Source organism: Dactylosporangium sp. NPDC000244 (assembly GCF_040300725.1).
Lineage (GTDB): Bacteria > Actinomycetota > Actinomycetes > Mycobacteriales > Micromonosporaceae > Dactylosporangium.
The window spans coordinates 14918-32505 of record NZ_JBEPEH010000007.1 but is presented as its reverse complement, the minus strand read 5'-3'; the positions used below and the strand labels follow the sequence as shown (position 1 = coordinate 32505).

At 71.0% G+C, this 17588-nt stretch carries 23 protein-coding genes; 16 read left to right on the top strand and 7 right to left on the bottom strand.

All coding sequences use genetic code 11. The annotated features are described in order from the left end of the window. The first annotated feature begins 9 nt into the window (after positions 1-9). From ABT369_RS11365 to ABT369_RS11345, 5 genes are all read left to right on the top strand, one after another. A complete protein-coding gene (locus tag ABT369_RS11365; protein WP_502891725.1) occupies positions 10-564 on the top strand; it encodes an alpha/beta hydrolase family protein in 555 nt (184 codons plus the stop codon). A 112-nt stretch (positions 565-676) separates the two neighbouring features. Continuing rightward, positions 677-1552, top strand: coding sequence for a sigma-70 family RNA polymerase sigma factor (locus tag ABT369_RS11360; protein WP_502891724.1), 876 nt, complete (start codon positions 677-679; stop codon positions 1550-1552). 5 nt (positions 1553-1557) lie between these two features. Continuing rightward, entirely contained in the window at positions 1558-1842 is a 285-nt protein-coding gene (rsrA, locus tag ABT369_RS11355) for a mycothiol system anti-sigma-R factor (protein ID WP_350611631.1), read from the top strand. A gap of 333 nt (positions 1843-2175) precedes the next feature. Further along, a complete protein-coding gene (locus ABT369_RS11350) occupies positions 2176-2391 on the top strand; it encodes a biotin/lipoyl-binding carrier protein (RefSeq protein WP_350611630.1) in 216 nt (71 codons plus the stop codon). A gap of 101 nt (positions 2392-2492) precedes the next feature. Beyond that, on the top strand, positions 2493-3026 hold the full coding sequence (locus ABT369_RS11345) for a GNAT family N-acetyltransferase (RefSeq protein WP_350611629.1): 534 nt from the start codon (positions 2493-2495) through the stop codon (positions 3024-3026). A 285-nt stretch (positions 3027-3311) separates the two neighbouring features. On the opposite strand, the gene ABT369_RS11340 is transcribed toward ABT369_RS11345, so the two are convergent. Further along, on the bottom strand, positions 3312-3974 hold the full coding sequence (locus ABT369_RS11340) for a TetR/AcrR family transcriptional regulator (RefSeq protein ID WP_350611628.1): 663 nt from the start codon (positions 3972-3974) through the stop codon (positions 3312-3314). A 99-nt stretch (positions 3975-4073) separates the two neighbouring features. Here ABT369_RS11340 and ABT369_RS11335 point away from each other — a divergent pair, with 99 nt between their 5' ends. Together ABT369_RS11335 and ABT369_RS11330 are read left to right on the top strand one after the other, a co-directional pair. Continuing rightward, positions 4074-5615: an MDR family MFS transporter gene (locus ABT369_RS11335; protein ID WP_350611627.1), complete on the top strand. Its 1542-nt coding sequence runs from the start codon at positions 4074-4076 to the stop codon at positions 5613-5615. Between the two features lie 122 nt (positions 5616-5737). Further along, complete coding sequence (locus tag ABT369_RS11330; protein ID WP_350611862.1) at positions 5738-6766, top strand: SIS domain-containing protein; 1029 nt, start codon at positions 5738-5740, stop codon at positions 6764-6766. Here the strand turns inward: ABT369_RS11330 and ABT369_RS11325 are convergent. Further along, positions 6741-7190: a hypothetical protein gene (locus tag ABT369_RS11325; RefSeq protein ID WP_350611626.1), complete on the bottom strand. Its 450-nt coding sequence runs from the start codon at positions 7188-7190 to the stop codon at positions 6741-6743. The genes ABT369_RS11330 and ABT369_RS11325 overlap by 26 nt on opposite strands. Before the next feature lie 23 nt (positions 7191-7213). Between ABT369_RS11325 and ABT369_RS11320 the strand changes: the two genes are divergently transcribed. The 6 genes from ABT369_RS11320 (at position 7214) to ABT369_RS11295 (ending at position 12735) form a co-directional block, all read left to right on the top strand. Then, the gene (locus ABT369_RS11320) at positions 7214-8710 is read left to right on the top strand and encodes a sensor histidine kinase (protein WP_350611625.1); all 1497 of its coding nucleotides are present in this window, start codon (positions 7214-7216) and stop codon (positions 8708-8710) included. A gap of 391 nt (positions 8711-9101) precedes the next feature. Then, positions 9102-10790, top strand: coding sequence for a nitrite/sulfite reductase (locus ABT369_RS11315; RefSeq protein WP_350611624.1), 1689 nt, complete (start codon positions 9102-9104; stop codon positions 10788-10790). Beyond that, positions 10787-10948, top strand: coding sequence for a hypothetical protein (locus ABT369_RS11310; RefSeq protein ID WP_350611623.1), 162 nt, complete (start codon positions 10787-10789; stop codon positions 10946-10948). The genes ABT369_RS11315 and ABT369_RS11310 overlap by 4 nt, the downstream gene beginning before the upstream one ends. After that, positions 10945-11661, top strand: a complete 717-nt coding sequence (locus ABT369_RS11305) for a phosphoadenylyl-sulfate reductase (RefSeq protein WP_350611622.1) — start codon at positions 10945-10947, stop codon at positions 11659-11661. The genes ABT369_RS11310 and ABT369_RS11305 overlap by 4 nt, the downstream gene beginning before the upstream one ends. Further along, a complete protein-coding gene (locus ABT369_RS11300) occupies positions 11658-12380 on the top strand; it encodes a sirohydrochlorin chelatase (protein WP_350611621.1) in 723 nt (240 codons plus the stop codon). The genes ABT369_RS11305 and ABT369_RS11300 overlap by 4 nt, the downstream gene beginning before the upstream one ends. A 49-nt stretch (positions 12381-12429) precedes the next feature. Further along, positions 12430-12735 (top strand): zf-TFIIB domain-containing protein, encoded by a 306-nt coding sequence (locus ABT369_RS11295; protein ID WP_497986613.1) that lies wholly within the window; start codon positions 12430-12432, stop codon positions 12733-12735. 65 nt (positions 12736-12800) lie between these two features. On the opposite strand, the gene ABT369_RS11290 is transcribed toward ABT369_RS11295, so the two are convergent. Both ABT369_RS11290 and ABT369_RS11285 read right to left on the bottom strand, forming a co-directional pair. Further along, positions 12801-13058 (bottom strand): WhiB family transcriptional regulator, encoded by a 258-nt coding sequence (locus tag ABT369_RS11290; RefSeq protein ID WP_190257048.1) that lies wholly within the window; start codon positions 13056-13058, stop codon positions 12801-12803. Positions 13059-13439: 381 nt separating this feature from the next. Continuing rightward, positions 13440-14378, bottom strand: coding sequence for a diacylglycerol/lipid kinase family protein (locus ABT369_RS11285; protein WP_350611620.1), 939 nt, complete (start codon positions 14376-14378; stop codon positions 13440-13442). A gap of 53 nt (positions 14379-14431) precedes the next feature. Between ABT369_RS11285 and ABT369_RS11280 the strand changes: the two genes are divergently transcribed. Together ABT369_RS11280 and ABT369_RS11275 are read left to right on the top strand one after the other, a co-directional pair. Further along, complete coding sequence (locus ABT369_RS11280; RefSeq protein WP_350611619.1) at positions 14432-14851, top strand: hypothetical protein; 420 nt, start codon at positions 14432-14434, stop codon at positions 14849-14851. 138 nt (positions 14852-14989) lie between these two features. Beyond that, positions 14990-15685, top strand: coding sequence for a FadR/GntR family transcriptional regulator (locus ABT369_RS11275; protein WP_350611618.1), 696 nt, complete (start codon positions 14990-14992; stop codon positions 15683-15685). Between the two features lie 2 nt (positions 15686-15687). Here ABT369_RS11275 and ABT369_RS11270 read toward each other — a convergent pair whose 3' ends face one another. From ABT369_RS11270 to sodN, 3 genes are all read right to left on the bottom strand, one after another. Beyond that, complete coding sequence (locus ABT369_RS11270; protein ID WP_350611617.1) at positions 15688-16122, bottom strand: ATP-binding protein; 435 nt, start codon at positions 16120-16122, stop codon at positions 15688-15690. Positions 16123-16162: 40 nt separating this feature from the next. Beyond that, positions 16163-16648 carry a GNAT family N-acetyltransferase gene (locus ABT369_RS11265; protein WP_350611616.1) on the bottom strand — a complete coding sequence of 162 codons (486 nt, stop codon included), beginning with the start codon at positions 16646-16648 and terminating at the stop codon, positions 16163-16165. An 83-nt stretch (positions 16649-16731) separates the two neighbouring features. Next, on the bottom strand, positions 16732-17136 hold the full coding sequence (gene sodN, locus ABT369_RS11260) for a superoxide dismutase, Ni (RefSeq protein WP_350611615.1): 405 nt from the start codon (positions 17134-17136) through the stop codon (positions 16732-16734). A 69-nt stretch (positions 17137-17205) separates the two neighbouring features. On the opposite strand from sodN, the gene ABT369_RS11255 reads away from it, so the two are divergent. Then, positions 17206-17520, top strand: a complete 315-nt coding sequence (locus ABT369_RS11255) for a S24/S26 family peptidase (RefSeq protein WP_350611860.1) — start codon at positions 17206-17208, stop codon at positions 17518-17520. The last annotated feature ends 68 nt before the right edge of the window (positions 17521-17588 follow it).

The window sequence follows — 17588 nt, the reverse complement described above, 5'->3', positions numbered from 1 at the left end:
AAGCTCGACGTGCCCGAGAACTACGGCGGGACGCTGCTCATGCTCGGCCACGGCGCCGGCGGCGACGTCGACGCGCCCGACCTGGTGGCCGTGCACGACGCCGTGCTCGGCCTCGGGGTCGCCGTGGCGCTGGTGACCCAGCCGTACCGGGTCGCCGGCCGGCGTGCGCCCGCGCCCGCCGCCCAGCTCGACGCCGCCTGGCTGGCCGTCGTCGCCCGGCTGCGCCGGAACCTCGAGTTCGGCGCGCTCGTCGTGGGCGGGCGCTCCAGTGGCGCCCGGGTCGCCTGCCGCACCGCGCGCGAGGCCGGGGCGGCACGGGTCCTGGCCCTGGCGTTCCCGCTGCACCCGCCGGGCAAGCCGGACAAGTCCCGCGCCGACGAGCTGCTCACCGGGGTGCCGACGCTCGTGCTCAACGGCGACCGCGACGCCTTCGGGGTGCCGGGGGCGTCGCCCGGGGTACGCGTGGAGGTCCTGCCCGGCGAGACCCACGCGCTGTCGAAGCGCCCCGCGGCCGTCGCCGAGGCCGCCGTGGCCTTCGTCACCGGGGCCGGACTGCCTCGTTGATCGGGATGTGGCCGGCTTACACCGGTCACGCTGCCACAACTCCCAGGCCCTTCCTGCTCCCAGCGGCCGGCCCGGTCCCAAAGTGGTCCGGCCGCTGGAGCGGTGAGGCGGAATGGCGGGCCGCGTTGCGGTGTTACACCACCCGAGCGGCGCTGCCGACGGCGCCGTCAGCGGAGGGAACCAGAGCGTGGCAACACTCGAGCGTGACGACCTGCGGATCCGCGAGTTGCTGTTCAGTCCGGCGTGGCCCGGGACGACCGACGCGGAGCCGGATGCGTCGTGGCAGCCGATCGCCCGTGAGCGATTGACGGGCGCCACAAACACAGAACTCGCACAGGAACTCGGCGTATCCTCGACCGGACGGTCAAGGGTGGGGGTCGCACGAGTGGTGAGCAGCGAGAGCGCGGAGCAGCAGCGGGTCCGGTTCGAGCACGACGCGTTGCCCTTCATCGACCAGCTGTACGCCGCGGCCCTGCGCATGACGCGCAACCCGTCGGACGCTGAGGACCTCGTGCAGGAGACCTTCCTGAAGGCCTACGCGGCGTTCCACCAGTTCGAGACGGGCACCAACCTCAAGGCGTGGCTGTATCGGATCCTCACGAACACGTACATCAACTCGTATCGGCGCCGGCAGCGTCAGCCCGTCCAGGCGCCCACTGAGGAGATCACCGACTGGCAGCTTGCCGAGGCGGAGTCGCACACGTCCAGCGGGCTGCGCTCGGCCGAGACCGAGGCCCTGGACCGGCTGCCCGACTCCGACGTGAAGGAAGCCCTGCAGTCGCTGCCCGAGGAGTTCCGCCTCGCGGTCTACCTCGCCGACGTCGAGGGCTTCTCCTACAAGGAGATCGCCGACATCATGAACACGCCGATCGGCACCGTGATGTCCCGGTTGCACCGCGGACGGCGCAACCTGCGCCGGCAGCTCGAGACCTATGCTGCCGACCGTGGGTTCACCCGCACTCCGTCCGCTGAGCCGAGCGAGGTCTGAGATCGATGAGCTGTGGAGACCCGCACGAGACCGACTGCAGTGACGTGCTCGCGGAGGTATACCTCTACCTCGACCTCGAGTGCGCCGACGAACGCCGCACGGTGATCCGCGACCACTTGGACGAGTGTTCGCCGTGCCTGCGCGAGTTCGGCATCGAGCAGGAGGTCAAGGCCCTCGTGGCACGCTGCTGCGGCTCGGAGCTGGCACCGGCGGAGCTGAAGGCCCGCCTGCGCGCGAAGCTCTCGGAGTTCGTGGTGAACGCCGACTCGCGCGAGCTGCGGACCGACTAGCCGCGGTCACCGCTTGTGTTCGCCTCCTACCTCCGCGTCGAAGCTTGATCGTCAGATTTGGATGCGTCGGGTAGGCTTAGGTTTGAATCGGCCGCGCACCGCCTGAGTGGGCCTTGGCTTGCTTGAGCTCTGCGTGGGCATTCGTCCTCGTTGCTTCCACTCCTTCTTGCTTGTGCTGCTGGGCTTGTGCTCCTGGCTTTTGGTGCGGCGGCTCAACGCGGCCGCCGCAGGCCTCGGTGGTGGGGTCCGTGGCGGTCGCGGTAGGGCCGCGCGGCGGGTGATGCCCCCGATATGCTGCGAGCGCACACAATGCAGCCGCGAGGGAGACCGGGGATGTCCGACGAGATCCGTGCCGAGATGGTCGCCAACGTCTGGAAGATCACGACCCAGGTGGGCGCCGAGGTAGCCGAGGGCGACACCCTGGTGATCCTGGAGTCGATGAAGATGGAGATCCCCGTGGTGGCCGAGTCCGAGGGCACGGTGAGCCAGATCGCCGTGAACGAGGGCGACGTGGTGCAGGAGGGCGACCTGATCGCCGTGATCGGGTGACCTCACCCGCCACGGGCGGCTCGCCGGCCTCGCCTGTCTTGGGCGGCTCGCCGGCCTCGCCTGTCTTGGGCGGCCCGCCGGCTGCTGCGGACCGGGCGCTCGTGCCCGGTCAGCCGACCGGCCCGGACTCGGGTGGCGTTCGCGTCCGGCTGATCACGCTGGACGACTACGACGCCGTGTCGCGGCTGACCGTCGAGGCCTATCGGGCGGACGGGCAGCTGGAGGCGTCACCCGAGTACGCGGCGGTGCTCGCCGACGTCGCGAGCCGCGCCGAGGCCGCGGACGTGCTCGTCGCCGAGCTCGACGGGGTGCTGCTGGGGGCGGTGACGTTCACGCTGGCCGGCGGGAAGTACGCGGAGGTTTCGCGGCCCGGCGAGGCCGAGTTCCGCACGCTCGCCGTCGACCCCGCCGCGCAGCGCCGCGGGGTGGCCCGGGCGCTCGTGCGGGCGTGCCTCGATCGCGCCGCCGAGCTCGGGTGCGGTGGGGTGGCGATCTGCGTGCGCGACGACAATCCGGGGGCGTTTGCGCTGTACGAGGGGTTCGGCTTCACGCGGGACGCCTCGCTGGACTGGTCGCCGGTGCCCAAGATCAACCTGCTCGGGCTGCGGATCGAGCTGCCGGCTCTGGCGAAATAGCCGCTGGCCGTCGGTGGTCGGGGCCGGCGAATGGGCCGCTGGAGGTCGATCAAGCGTGGTCGGGTGGGGTCGGGGTGCCTTCGATCCGGGGCCCGCTGCGGGCGGCTATGTTGACGAAGCGCGTTATAGGCGGATTTATCCGGACTCGTGGGCCCTCGCGGCGGGCGGAAGCTGCGCCGTCGGCTGGTCGGTGCGTCGGTGACGCGCAAAAGCCGCGAAATCGACCGGCAGATGTGCGGTACACCGCCTCGGCCCAGCCCGGGATCTCCGAGGTGAAGAGGCGGGTCAGTCCGTGGGGTCGCGTGGCTCGGTGGGCGTCGCGCGGTCGGCTGCGGCCAGGAGTTCCGTGGCCACCTCCAGGGCCGCGGCCCGGCGCTCCTCGCCCGTCCCGGGCCGTTCCCGCAACAGGAACCAGCTCGCGTGGATCGAGAACAGCGCCATCGCCCGCCGCAGCTGCTGAGCCAGCGAATCCGCCGGGTCCGTCAGCAGAGCGAACACGCGCAACATCTGCTCACGCATGCGCTTGCCGGCCGGCAGCGTGTTGATCAGCGTCTGGTTGCGCTCGAAGAAGCGGATCACGTTCTCGTGCACGAACTCGTCGTGCAGGACCGAATACCGCTCGACGAACTGCAGCCGCGTAGCCGAGTCGCGGGGCTGGGACTCCGCCCAGTCCAGCAGGGCGTCCACTGCCGCGATCCGCTGCTCGATCAGGCTCGAGATGATGTCGTCCTTCGTCGGGAAGTGGTAATACAGCGCCGCCTTCGTCACGCCCAGCTTCTCGGCGATCTCGCGCAGCGACGTCTTGTCGTACCCCTCCTCGATGAACAGGTCGAGCGCGACCCGCTGGATGTGGGCGCGCGCGTCCGGGGCCCCGTCGGCGTCGCCCGTGCGGATGCGATTGCGCCCGCGGACGACCCGCGCGGCGGTCTCGTGCTCGCTGGAGTTCATCGCCACCAATCCTACTTGACGCCCGGCTAGTACCCAGCTTACCGTACGGCTAGTAAGTCACCTAGCCGGTCGACAAGTAAGTTCGGGGAGCAACCGACAATGGCAGACAAGACGGCGCAGAGCCCGGTGAAGGTCGTCCTTCCCGGCCTGCTCATGGCCATGCTGCTGGCCATGCTCGACAACGTGATCGTGGGCACCGCGATGCCGCGCATCGTCGGCGACCTCGGCGGCGTCGACCACCTCTCCTGGGTGGTCACCGCATACGTCCTCGGCACGACGGTCTCCACCCCGCTGTGGGGCAAGCTCGGCGACCTCTACGGCCGCAAGACCGTCTTCATGACCTCGATCGTGCTGTTCCTGCTCGGCTCGGCCCTGTGTGGCTTCGCGCAGACCATGCCCCAGCTCATCGGCTTCCGCGCGTTCCAGGGACTCGGCGCCGGCGGGCTCATCGTCGGGGCGATGTCGGTGCTGGGCGACCTGGTGCCGCCCCGCGACCGCGGCAAGTACCAGGGCCAGTTCGCCGCCGTCATGGCCATCGCGATGGTCGGCGGGCCGCTCGTCGGGGGCTTCATCACCGACCACGCCGACTGGCGCTGGGCGTTCTTCGTCAACCTGCCGCTGGGCGGGGCCGCGCTCGTCCTGCTCGCGCTGCGCCTGCACCTGCCGAAGCGCCGCACCGAGCACCGCATCGACTGGCTGGGCGCCCTGCTGCTGTCCGTCGGCGTGACCGCGCTCGTGCTGATCACCACGTGGGGCGGCACGCAATACGCCTGGGGCTCGGCCGAGATCCGCGGCCTCGCGATCGTGGCGGTGCTCGGGCTCGTCGCGTTCGTGCTCGTCGAGCGCCGGCACCCGGAGCCGATCGTGCCGCTGTCGGTGTTCGCGAACCGCAACTTCACCCTGGTCGCGGTGCTCGGGTTCCTCGTCGGTTTCGCGATGTTCGGCGCCATCACCTTCCTGCCGCTGTACCAGCAGATCGTCCAGGGCGCCTCGGCGACGAACTCGGGCCTGCTCCTGCTGCCGATGATGGCCGGCATGCTGGTCACCTCGCTGGTGGTCGGCCGCGTGATCACGAAGACCGGGCGGTACCGGATCTTCCCGATCGCCGGCGGCGTGGTCATGGTCGCCGCGACGCTGCTGCTGGCCCAGCTCGGCCCGCACACCTCCAAGCTCTCCTCGGGCCTGTACATGACCGTGCTCGGTATCGCGCTGGGCTTCCTGATGCAGACCACGATGCTCATCGCGCAGAACAGCGTCGAGCTCAAGGACATCGGGGTGGCCAGCAGCACCGCCACCTTCGCCCGGTCCATCGGGGGAGCGTTCGGCGTGGCCGTCTTCGGCGCGATCTTCAACCACCGGCTGCACGCGCTGCTCGGCGAACGGCTCGGCTCCGCGGCGGCGGACAAGATGGCCAGCGGCGGCGGGGGCGCGCGGATCGACCCGGCCACCCTCGCGCAGCTGCCGCCGGGCGTGCGCACGGCGGTCCTCGACGCGATCGCGGGCGCGACGTCGAGCGTGTTCCTGTGGTCGACCGTGGCCGCGGTGCTCGTGCCGGTGATCGCGCTGTTCATCCGCGAGGTCGCCCTGCGCGGCGGGGCCGCGGAGGGGTCCGAGCGCACACTGGTTGCGCAAGAGGGCTAGTTTCGCGCACGCGGTGCGCGAAGTTGCTCCCAAAACTGGCGATCGGTGCGCGAAACTGCGAGACTACGAGCAGGAACGCGCACCGATCGCTCATTGGGAGGACCGTCATGACCGGCGCCGGGATGAAGGCCGACATCGCCGAACAGCCGGAGGTGTTCGCTCGCCTGCTCGACGAGCGCGCCGGCCAGATCGCCGAGGTCGCCGCGAAGATCGCAGAGTGGAAGCCGCGCAGCGTCGTGTTCACCGCGCGCGGCACGTCCGACCACGCGGCCCTCTACGCCGCCTACCTCACCGAGATCCGCCTCGGCATCCCGGCCGGGCTCGCCAGCCCGTCGGCGATGACGCTGTACGGCGCCCGCCCCGACCTGCGCGACACGCTCGTCGTCGGGGTCAGCCAGAGCGGCGGCTCGCCCGACCTGCACGGCGTGCTCAGCGTCGCCCGCGAGCAGGGCGCGCACACGCTCGCCGTGACCAACAACGCCGAGTCCCCGCTGGCCCGGGCGGCCGAGCTGCACGTCGACGTGGCGGCCGGGCACGAGGTGGCGGTCGCGGCCACGAAGACCTACACGGCGGAGCTGCTGGCCCTGCTCATGCTCGTCGAGAGCGTGCGCGGCGGCGGCACCCTGCCGGACGAGGAGCGCGCCGAGCTCGCCAAGCTGCCCGGGCACGCCCAGGCGGTGCTGGCCGACGACACCGTGGTCGACCTCGCCGCGCGGTACCGCTTCGCCGGCCGCCTGGTCACGACCGGCCGCGGCTACGCCTACCCGACCGCCCGGGAGACCGCGCTCAAGCTCATGGAGACGTGCTACCTGGCCGGCCTCTCGTTCTCCGGCGCCGACCTGCTGCACGGCCCGCTCGCGATGACCGACCCGGACGTGCCGGTGCTCGCGGTCGTCGGCAACGGCCCCGCCGGGCAGTCGATGCGCGATGTCGTCGGCCGGCTCGGCGAGCGCCGCGCGGACACGGTCGTCTTCGGGCCGGCCGCCGTCGAGGGCGCCTCGGGCTGGGTGCGCACGCCGGACGTGGACGAGCGCTACGCGCCGCTGCTGGACATCCTGCCGCTGCAGCGCCTCGCGCTCTCCCTGGCGCTGCTGCGCGGCGAGAACCCGGACGCGCCGCGCGGGCTCAAGAAGGTGACGACGACGCTGTAGCGGCCGCCACGGGGATCACCGCGGGGCGACCCTCCGCGAGGTCCTTGGTCGCGAACGAGGTGGCCGGGCGGCTGCCGACCGAGATCTGGTACGTCGCCCGGCTGCTGGACACGTTGCGCTGCTCGAACGCGAAGTTGCAGTCGAATCCGCCCCCGTCGGCCGCCAGCACGCCGGCCGCCAGCTCCGCCGCGGCGATCGGGCGCCCGGAGGAGTCCGCGATGCGGACCGTGCCGCCCTGGTACACATCCCGCACCGACGACGGCGCCAGGCACGCGCTGCCCGTCACGCCCGCGGCGGCACCGGCGACGGAGACGTAGCCGTGCAGCAGGAACCCGTCGGGCTTGGACGTCTCGTCGTGGCGGCCCACCCAGCCACAACCGCCGAGCGCGAGCACCAACAGCAGGGGAAGTAGCAAACGCCGCACCCGGCAACCTTAGTCTTGTCCTCGTGTCCACCCTGCGCGACCTCGTCGAGGAACACACGAGCCTCGAACCCGATGACATCGAGCACCTGCACCGGCTGGCCGGCGACTGGCAGATCGTGTCCGACCTCAGCTTCGCCGACCTGCTCATGTGGGTGCCGATCGAGGTCCGGGGCGAGTTCATCTGCGTGGCCCAGGTGCGCCCGACCACCGCGGGCACGGCCTACCAGGACGACCAGGTGGGCCGGATCGCCGGCGGTCCCGAGGTCGCGCACCTGGCGATCGTGCGTCAGCAGGGGCGCATCTGGCGCGAGGGCGATCCGGTCTGGTACGGCGACATGCCCGCCCGCCACGAGGCGATCCCGGTCCGCCGGCGCGGCCACGACAAGGTCATCGCGGTGCTGGGCCGCGACACGAACCTGAGCACCGCCCGCACCCCGGCGCAGCTGGAGCTCAACTACCTGACCACGGCCGACGACCTGGCCCAGATGATCGTCGACGGCAGCTGGCCGCCGCCCCGGCATCCGGGCGAGACGACGAGCGCGCCGCGCATCGGCGACGGCCTGGTCCGCCTCGACGCCACCGGCAAGGTCACCTACGCCAGCCCGAACGCCCAGTCCGCGTACCGCCGGCTGGGACTCGCCGCCCACCTGGTGGGCGAGAGCCTCGCCGAGACCACGGGCCGGCTCGTCGACGACCCGCTCGAGGGCGCCGACGCGACCGACCGCATCCACCAGGCCCTGCACGGGGAGGCCCCGGCCCGCAAGGAGCTCGAGGCCCGCGGCGCGACCGTGCTCATGCGCGCGCTGCCGCTCATGCCGGCCGGGGTGCCCATCGGGGCGCTCGTGCTCGTCCGGGACATCACCGAGGTCCGGCGGCGCGACCGGCAGCTCATGACCAAGGACGCGACCATCCGCGAGATCCACCACCGGGTCAAGAACAACCTGCAGACCGTCGCCGCGCTGCTGCGGCTGCAGGCGCGACGGGTGAGCGTCCCGGCGGCCCGGCACGCGCTGGAGGAGTCGGTACGGCGGGTCGCCTCCATCGCCCTGGTGCACGAGACGCTCTCGATGTCCTCGGAGTCCTCGGACGAGGCGGTCGAGTTCGACGACATCGTGGACCGGGTCGCGGCGGCCGCCGTCGAGGTGGGGGCGGCCGGGTTCAGCGTCGCGGTCCGGCGCGAGGGCGACTTCGGGGTGCTGCCCGCCGAGATCGCCACCCCGCTGGTCATGGTGCTCAACGAGCTGCTGCAGAACGCGGTCGAGCACGCCTTCGAGCCCGCCGGGCCGGACGCGCCCGAGGTGGTCGTCTCGGTGCACCGCTTCCGCAAGCAGCTGCACGTGACCGTGGCCGACAACGGGTGCGGGCTGCCGGAGGGCTTCGACCTCGACGCCAGCGAGCGGCTGGGCCTGCAGATCGTGCGCACCCTCGCCACGGGGGAGCTGCGCGGCACCATCGAGCTGCGCGGGCGGGCGGACGGCGGCACCGAGGCCGTCATGGTGGTACCGCTGGCGAAACGGTGAAACCAACCGGACTGTGGGACGCATGGGCGGCGTGGCCGGTCCCGGCGCTGATTCGCGTCCCCGAATTCCTATCGGCTGAGTGTTATTCCAGTTACATGTTCGTCAAATCCTACTGAGAGAACCCTCACGTGGACGTGGCGTAAGGACCGCTCCCCGTGGAAGACTGCACCCTATGCACGCTGCTTCTCTGCGGCTCGTCAGCCGCCGACACGTCGACTACGGTCGCGTGCGCAGCGCCATCTGTCCGGCTTGCTGAACGCCGCCCGCCGAATTTCTTCCCGGGTGCGCGACTTCGCGCCGGATTCTTATGACATCGACGTCATCCGTTCCCGCTTCGATCGGGGACGGCCGGCGCTTGGCCGCGTGCTCTCGATCCTGAGAGGACGCCGACATGTCGGTGAACACTGTCCGCGGACGTGGTGCGGCCGGTGGTCGTCCCCGCGGTGAGGGGCAGTGGGCCCTGGGGCACCGCGAGCCGCTCAACCCGAACGAGCGCAGCAAGAAGGACGACAACCCGCTCAACGTACGGGCCCGCATCGAGAACATCTACGCGCACCGGGGCTTCGACTCGATCGACCCCGCGGACCTGCGCGGACGGTTCCGCTGGTTCGGGCTCTACACCCAGCGCCGCCCCGGCATCGACGGCGGGCGCACCGCCGTGCTCGAGCCGGAGGAGCTCGACGACCGCTACTTCATGCTGCGCATCCGCAGCGACGGCGGCCAGCTCTCGCTCGAGCAGCTCAAGACGATCGCCTCGATCGCCCAGCGCTTCGCCCGTGACACCGCCGACGTCACCGACCGGCAGAACATCCAGCTGCACTGGATCGAGATCGAGAACGTCCCGACGATCTGGCGGGAGCTCGAGGCGGTCGGCCTGTCCACCCTGGAGGCCTGCGGCGACTCACCCCGCGTCATCCTCGGCAGCCCCATCGCCGGGGTCGCGGAGAGCGAGGTGCTCGACCCGACCGAGGCGATCAACGAGATCAACGCCCGGTACATCGGCGACCCGGAGCTGTCGAACCTGCCCCGCAAGTTCAAGACCTCCATCTCGTGGCTGGCCGACACGCCGTACGAGGCCAACGACGTCTCGTTCGTGGGCGTCATCCACCCCGAGCACGGCCCCGGCTTCGACGTGTGGGTCGGTGGCGGGCTGTCGACCAACCCGATGCTGGCCCAGCGCCTCGGCGCCTGGGTGCCGCTGCACGAGGTGCCCGACGTGTGGCACGGCATCATCCGGGTCTTCCGCGACTACGGCTACCGCCGGCTGCGGGCCCGCGCCCGGCTGAAGTTCCTGGTCGCGGACTGGGGCGTGGACCAGTTCCGGCAGATCCTGGAGAACGAGTACCTCGGCCGGCGCCTGATCGACGGCCCGTCGCCCGAGCTGCCGGAGAAGCCGGTGGACCACATCGGCGTGCACAAGCAGTGGGACGGCAAGTACTTCGTCGGCGCCGCCCCGATCGCCGGGCGCAGCTCCGGCACCCAGCTCGCCGCGGTGGCCGAGCTCGCCGAGCGGCACGGATCGGCTCGGGTGCGGCTCACGCCGTACCAGAAGATCCTGGTCCTCGACGTCGAGCAGGAGCACACCGAGTCGCTCGTGCGGGGCCTGGCCGCGGTCGGGCTCGAGGCCCGCCCGTCGAGCTGGCGGCGCAGCACGATGGCGTGCACCGGCATCGAGTTCTGCAAGCTCGCGATCGTGGAGACCAAGGCGCGGGCGGCGGAGCTCATCGAGTACCTCGAGAAGCGGGTCGCCGACCTCGACGCCGACATCTCGATCCACCTCAACGGCTGCCCGAACGCGTGCGCCCGCACCCAGGTCGCCGACATCGGCCTCAAGGGCATGCTCGTGCGCGACGACAGCGGCGAGATGGTCGAGGGCTTCCAGATCCACCTCGGCGGCGGGCTGGGCATGGCCGAGGGGCAGACGGCCGGCTTCGGCCGCAAGCTGCGCGGTCTCAAGACGACCGCCGCGGCCCTGCCCGAGTACGTCGAGCGGGTCGCCAACCACTACCTGGCCGGGCGCGAGCCCGGGGAGTCCTTCGCCCGCTGGGTGATGCGAGCGCCGGAGGAGGAGCTGCGATGAGCGAGCGGATGGCGCCGTTGCACTGCCCCTACTGCGGCGAGGAGGACCTTCGACCCCACGAGGACGCGCACGGTGCCTGGGAGTGCCGCAGCTGCGCCCGCGTCTTCTCCCTGAAGTTCCTCGGACTGGCCGCGAACGCTTTGGAGGCGAAGCGATGAGCAGCACGACCGTTGCCCGGACCGCACAGGAATCCATCGAACTGGCCGCCGCCGCATCGGCGAAGCTGGAGGGCCAGACGGCCGAGAAGATCGTGGAGTGGGCCGCCGGCCAGTTCGGCGAGCGCTTCTGCGTGACCAGCTCCTTCGCCGACGCGGTGCTCGCCCACGTGGTGTCGAAGGTCGTGCCCGGCGTGCCGGTCATCTTCCTCGACACCGGCCTGCACTTCGCCGAGACGCTGCGGGTGCGCGAGATCGTCCAGCGCACGCTGCCGGTGACCGTCCGCTCGATCCGCCCGCGTCAGACGGTCGCCGAGCAGGACGCCGAGTTCGGGCCGCGGCTGCACGCCCGCGAGCCCGACGAGTGCTGCTTCCTGCGCAAGGTCGAGCCGCTGGAGCGGGCCCTCGAGGACTACGACGCGTGGGCCGCGGGCCTGCGCCGCGACGAGTCGCCGAGCCGCGCCAACACGCCGATCGTGGGCTTCGAGCGGGCCCGCGGCAAGTTCAAGGTCTCGCCGCTGGCGCTGTGGACGCAGGCGGACGTGGATCAGTACATCTCGCGCTACAACGTGCCGGTGAACGCGCTCATGCGGCAGGGGTACGCCTCCGTGGGCTGCTGGCCGTGCACCCGGCGCACGCCTCCCGGCGGCGACCCGCGCAGCGGCCGCTGGGCCGCGTTCGACAAGACCGAGTGCGGTCTGCACACCTCCGGATGACCGCTGTTCTCCTGGTGGCGCACGGATCCTCGGATCCGCGCGCGGCCGCGGCCACTCGCGCGCTGACGCGGGCGGTCGCGGCCCAGCGGCCCGGCCTGGACGTGCGCTGCGCGTTCCTGGACCACGCCGGGCCGCGCCCCGGCGAGCAGCTGGCGGCGTTCGAGGCGCTGGGGCACCGCGCCGCCGTCGTCGTGCCGCTGCTGCTCACCAACGCCTTCCACGGCCGCTTCGACCTGCCAGCGGTGCTGGAGCGGGCCCGGGCCGACGGCCTGGGCCTCGACGTCACCACGACCGACGTGCTCGGCGCCGGCACGCCCGCGCTGCTGCTCTCGGCGCTGCGCCGGCTGCTGCCCCCGATGCCCTTCGACGGGGTCGTGCTCGCCGCCGCCGGCACCCGCGACGACCTGGCCCGCCACAGCGTCGACCAGGCGGCGGCGGCCCTGGGAGCGTCGCTGGGCGTGCCGTGCGTGCCGGGCTATGCCTCGGCGTCCACCGTCACCGGCGCGGCCGCGGTGGACGCGCTGCGGGCCCGGGGCTGCGAGCGGATCGCCGTCTCGTCGTACTTCCTCGCCCCCGGCCGGCTGCACGATCTCGTGATCGGCTCGGCGGTCGCGGCCGGCGCGCTGGAGCCGGTCGCCGCGCCCCTGTGCGCCCACGTGGACGTCGCCCGTCTGGTGATGTCCCGGATCGGGGATTTCGCGCTCGTACGAGCCGCCTGAGGGGCCGCGGCACCGTTACGTGGTGCTGGACGGTTACCGTTGGGGGATGATGACGTGCCCCAAGTGTCGCGGCGAGATGCGCCAGTTCGAGCGGAGCGGTGTCACCGTCGACCAGTGCCTGGAGTGCCGCGGGATCTTTCTCGACCGCGGCGAGCTGGAGCGGCTGATCGACGCCGAGCAGGCCTGGCAGGGCAGCCGGCAATCTCATCAGCAGACCCATCAGCCGACCCACCAGCCGTCGTACGGCTATCAGCAACCATATCCCCAATCGCACGGTGGCTATGGTCATTACGGACATCACAAAAAGCATCGGCGCCATCACCGGGAGAGTTTCTTCGGAGAGCTTTTCGACTAGATGCAGCAAACGCCCCGGCCATTCGGCCGGGGCGTTCGTTGTCTAGATGCGTGCGTTTGAAAGGCTCAGGCAGAGTGAGCGCGGACCCGAAGGCCGCCGCGACGCTTCATCAGGCGACGCTCGTCTTCGCTCATTCCGCCCCAGACGCCGGCGTCCTGACCCGAGTCGAGGGCCCACTGGAGGCACTCGGAGGTCACGGAGCAGCGCTGGCAGACCGCCTTCGCCTGCTCAACCTGCAGCAACGCCGGTCCGGAAGTCCCAATGGGGAAGAACAGCTCCGGGTCCTCGTCGCGGCAGAGGGCATGGTGGCGCCAGTCCGACATGGCGGCAACACTCCTTGTTTGTTTCGCGGATCGTTGTTGGTGATTCCCGTTATGCATCTCATGTAACGGTTCGGCTAGGCGGAGCCTGAAGATCCGTTGCATGTGTGCGGGCAACGCTCAGTGGTCGTTTCGCTTGTGAATGCTTTCACGAACTACCGCGATGTCAAGGGGTCCAAACCAAAAAAATCCAAGTCGGTGAGCAAGCTCACGCACTGTTTGTCCGATTTTATGGCGACTGGTGACCCTGGATCGCAACAGTCAGTGACCAATGTAGTACGGTTCGGTCAACGACCGGAGGGCTTTCGGAGATGCGGCCGCGGTGTCTCTGTCGCGACTCTCTGCAACTTTCTCCCCCTTCGGTGGATGATCGCCCGGGGTGACTCAACACACTACGCGTAACGCACCCGGGACGGACGCGAAATCCAACTTGTCAACCTCGCCGAGGTACTCCCCGTCGACCTGATACGCCATCGGCTTGGCGGCCGTCAGCGTGAACCCCGGCAGGTCGTGCAGTCGCAGCACCTGCTTCCCCTTCGGGGTCCGGCGGCTGGACAGCAGCTGCGACACCGTCCGAGCGGTGCCGGCGATCTGCAGTTCCCGAAGGCCGAGCACGTCCAGCCCCGTGTCGAACGAGGCGCGCGGGTTCGGATTGACCGGCCGCTCGCCGATGTACGTCCACGGTGCCGTGTTCTGCACCAGCATCCACGTTAGCCCGCTTGTGGCCGGTTCGCCCGGCAACTGCATGGTGAGCAGCGGCACGCGCCGATTCGTGGCGGCGTACTGGCCTATGAAGGCGCGCAGGTACAGCAGCGGCGTGGACGTCGAGCCCTTGTGCCGGGCCTGGTCGACGCGGCGCACGACCTCGGCGTCGAGGCCCAGGCCGGCGCAGAAGGTGAAGTAGCGGTCGTCGGCGCGGCCGAGTCCGATCAGCCGTTCGCGCCGGTCCCGCAGCGCCTCGAGGATCGCGCCGGTGCCCTCCGCCCAGTCGCTGGGCAGCCCGAGCGCCCGGGCGAACACGTTCGTGGAGCCGCCGGGCACGACCGCGAGGGCCGGGCGCTCCTGGGCGCGGTTCGCGGCGGGCCCCGCGTCGAAGGTCATCAGGCCGTTGACGGCCTCGTTGACGGTACCGTCGCCGCCGAGGGTCACGACGAGGTCCAGGCCGTCCCGGGCGGCGTCGCGGGCCAGGTCGGCGGCGTGCCCCCGGCGGCGCGTGTAGACCACGTCCAGGTCGACCTGGCTGCGCAGCGCCCGCACCAGGATGTCCCGGCCGCGCTCGGTGGTGGTCGTCGCATTGGGGTTGACCACCAGAAGGGCTCGCATGGGCGGCACTGTACCCGGTTCGCTGCGCGATAAGGTTGGCCCGTGAGGATGTCGTGAGCAGGAGGGACGTGCAGGTGAGCGCGGTCGAGGAGCTTCCCGGCCGGACCCCGGCGACCCTGCGCTGGGCGGTCCGGCTGCTGCTGGTGGAGGGGGCCGGGCTCGCCGCCGTGACCCTGTGGCTGGTGTATCTCGACCTGACCTCCGACGCCGCCTCGGTGCCCGGGGCCGTCTCGGTGACCGTCTATCTTGCCCTCATGACCGTGTGCTTCGTCGGCGTCGGGATCGCCCTGCACCGCCGGCGGCGCTGGGCCCGCGGCCCCGGCATCGTGGTCTCGATGCTGCAGATGCCGATCGGCCTCACGATGCTGCAGACCGGCCAGCCGTGGATCGGCGGACCACTCTTCGTGCTCGGGCTGACCGGGGCTGTGCTGCTGTTCGCGCCCTCGACGCGCATCGCGCTCGGTGTTCGTTAGATCGATAGATGTAACGCTCGTCGTCGTTCGTTGTCCGCACCTGTTCGCCGCCCGGACAGGATTCCGTACCGGACAGCGAGTCCGTTATCTCACAGTGACTGATCCGTAAACGGTTTCGGTGCTTTACGCTCGGTGGTCGTGACGGTCGCTCCCGCCTATCAGGTCCTCGCCGAGCGCATCCGCGTCGACATCGTGTCCGGCCAGCTGCGCCCCGGCGAGCGCCTGCCCACCGAGCCGCAGCTGTGCGAGCAGTCGGGCCTGAGCCGCTCGACGGTGCGCGAGGCGCTGCGGTTACTGAGCAGCCAGCACCTGATCGTCACCACGCGGGGCGTCAACGGCGGCAGCTTCGTCGCCGAGCCCGACGCGTTCGCCCTGGGCGAGACCCTCGCCGACGGCGTGGGCCTGCTGCTGGCCAGCGGCGCGGTGACCGGCGAGGACTTCCTCGAGGTGCGCCGCATGCTCGAGGTGCCGGCCGCGGGCCTGGCCGCCGCCCGCCGGGAGCCGCAGCACCTGGAGGAGCTCGAGCGGGCGATGTTCGACCCGGAGCACGACGACCTGGAGCGGCGCATCGAGGCGCAGGCGGCCTTCCACCTGGCGGTCGCGGCGGCCACCGGCAACTCGCTGCTCGCCCTCGTGGTGCGCCCGCTCTACAGCCTGGCCAACCGCGAGTCGGTGGAGCGGGTGTTGCCGCCGCCGTTCTGGCGGACGGTGGACCGCGACCACCGGGCCCTGCTGGGCGCGATCCAGGCGCAGGACGTGGCCCGGGCGATGGAGCTGGCCCGCGCGCACATCGACAACATCCGCCCGGCCGAACGCGTGCCGGTCGTCGTCTGAGCTCAGCTGCGCGACGGGCGGCGCTTGGTCAGCCGGATGCCGGCCTGGTGCGCGTCGACGCTCGCCGAGACCTCGTCGGCCAGGGCGCTGAGCACCTGCCACGCGAACGACTCGCCGCCCGGCAGCCGCTCGTCCGGCGAGCCCAGCGGCACGGTCGTGTAGACCGTGAGGGCGTCGGGCGTGACGGTGAACCGGCAGGAGAGTTCCACCGTGTCACCCAGCTGGGGGGTGTCCGCGGCCACGGCGAGCAGCATCGCGCAGGCCTCGTCGACCGCGATGCGCAGGTCCTCGATCTCGTCCAGGGTGAACTGCAGGCGCGCGGCCAGGCCGGCCGTCGCGGTGCGCAGCACGCCGAGGTAGGCGGGCGACGCCGGCACGGCCAGCAGCACCACGTCGTCGCCGTCGGCGCCGGACCTCTTCGGAGCGACCTGAGTCAACGCTATCGAACCCCCCTTCACCGCGACCCTGCCCGCGACTCTACGACGTCGGCGCACCCGACGACGCGGCGAGTGCTTCCAGCGGCGCGCCGGAGAGGCGGTACGGCACCCAATCGTGCTTCGGCCCCGCCCCGAGCCGGTCGTAGAACTCGCGTGCCGGGTTCCAGTCCAGGACGGCCCACTCCAGGCGGCGGTACCCGTGCGCGACGCACACCGCGGCGAGCGCGGCGACGAGGGCCTTGCCCGCACCGGTGCCGCGCGCCCCCGGACGCACGTAGAGGTCCTCGAGGTAGATGCCGTGCACGCCCTCCCACGTCGAGTACGTGAGAAACCACAGCGCCATGCCCACCACCTCGCCCCCGTCCTCGGCCACGTGACAGAACACGGCGGGGGAGGGGCCGAAGAGCGCCGCGTGCAGCTGGGCCTCGGTGAGGTGGCACTCGTCGCGGGCGCGCTCGAACTCGGCGAGCTCGTAGACCATCTCGACGAGCGCGGGGACGTCGTCCGGGGTGGCGGGGCGGATCATGCTGCTACTCCCTGAAAAGCACGACCCCCACCCCGCGGGTGCGGGATGGGGGAGGTCCGATGACGCAGACTCCACAGGCCGGTTCAGGCCTGCTTGGTCTCCCAGAAGATCTTCGCGATCTCATCGATCTTGCCCAGGAGCTGCTCGGCGACGGCCGGGTCGGCCGAGCCCTTGGCGCCGGACGCGCCCGCGAGCTTGGTGGCCTCGTTGAACAGGCCGTGCAGCTGCGGGTACTTCTCGAAGTGCGGCGGCTTGAAATAGTCGGTCCACAGCACCCACAGGTGGTGCTTGACCAGCTCGCTGCGCTGCTCCTTGATCAGCAGAGCGCGAGTGCGAAACTCGGCGTTGTCGTTCGCCTGGTACTTCTCACAGATTGCCTTGACGGACTCGGCCTCGATTCGGGCCTGCGCCGGGTCGTAGACACCACACGGCAGGTCGCAGTGGGCGCTCACCACAGTGCGCGGGGTGAAAAGCCGCGACAGTCGCATCGAACCCTCCAGGGTGATTTGCGATGATCCTCAGTGCTGACCCTACTCCTATCCAACTTCGGGGATTTCATGCGCCTGCCGTGGTTTGCGGCACTCGTCTCGGGCCCGTCCATGGTGCCGACACTGCGCTCTGGAGACCGGATTCTGGTGCGGCGCGGGACATCGGCGCGCCCCGGCGACGTGGTGGTCGCGCAGTTTCGCGCCCGGCCCGGTCTGCTCGTGGTCAAGCGCGTGGAACGGGCCGATGCCGACGGGTGGTGGGTGGTCGGCGACAACCCCTTCGCCAGTGATGATTCTGTGCGTTACGGTCGCGCGGACATCGTCGGCCGTGTGACATTTCGCTGGTGGCCACAACCGGTGCGCCTGCGCCGCGTCCCACGCTAAGGTGAGGCGGATACGGGCGACCCCCGGCCGCATTCGCACATTCTTTCGCGCTTTCACCCGCGCCGCGC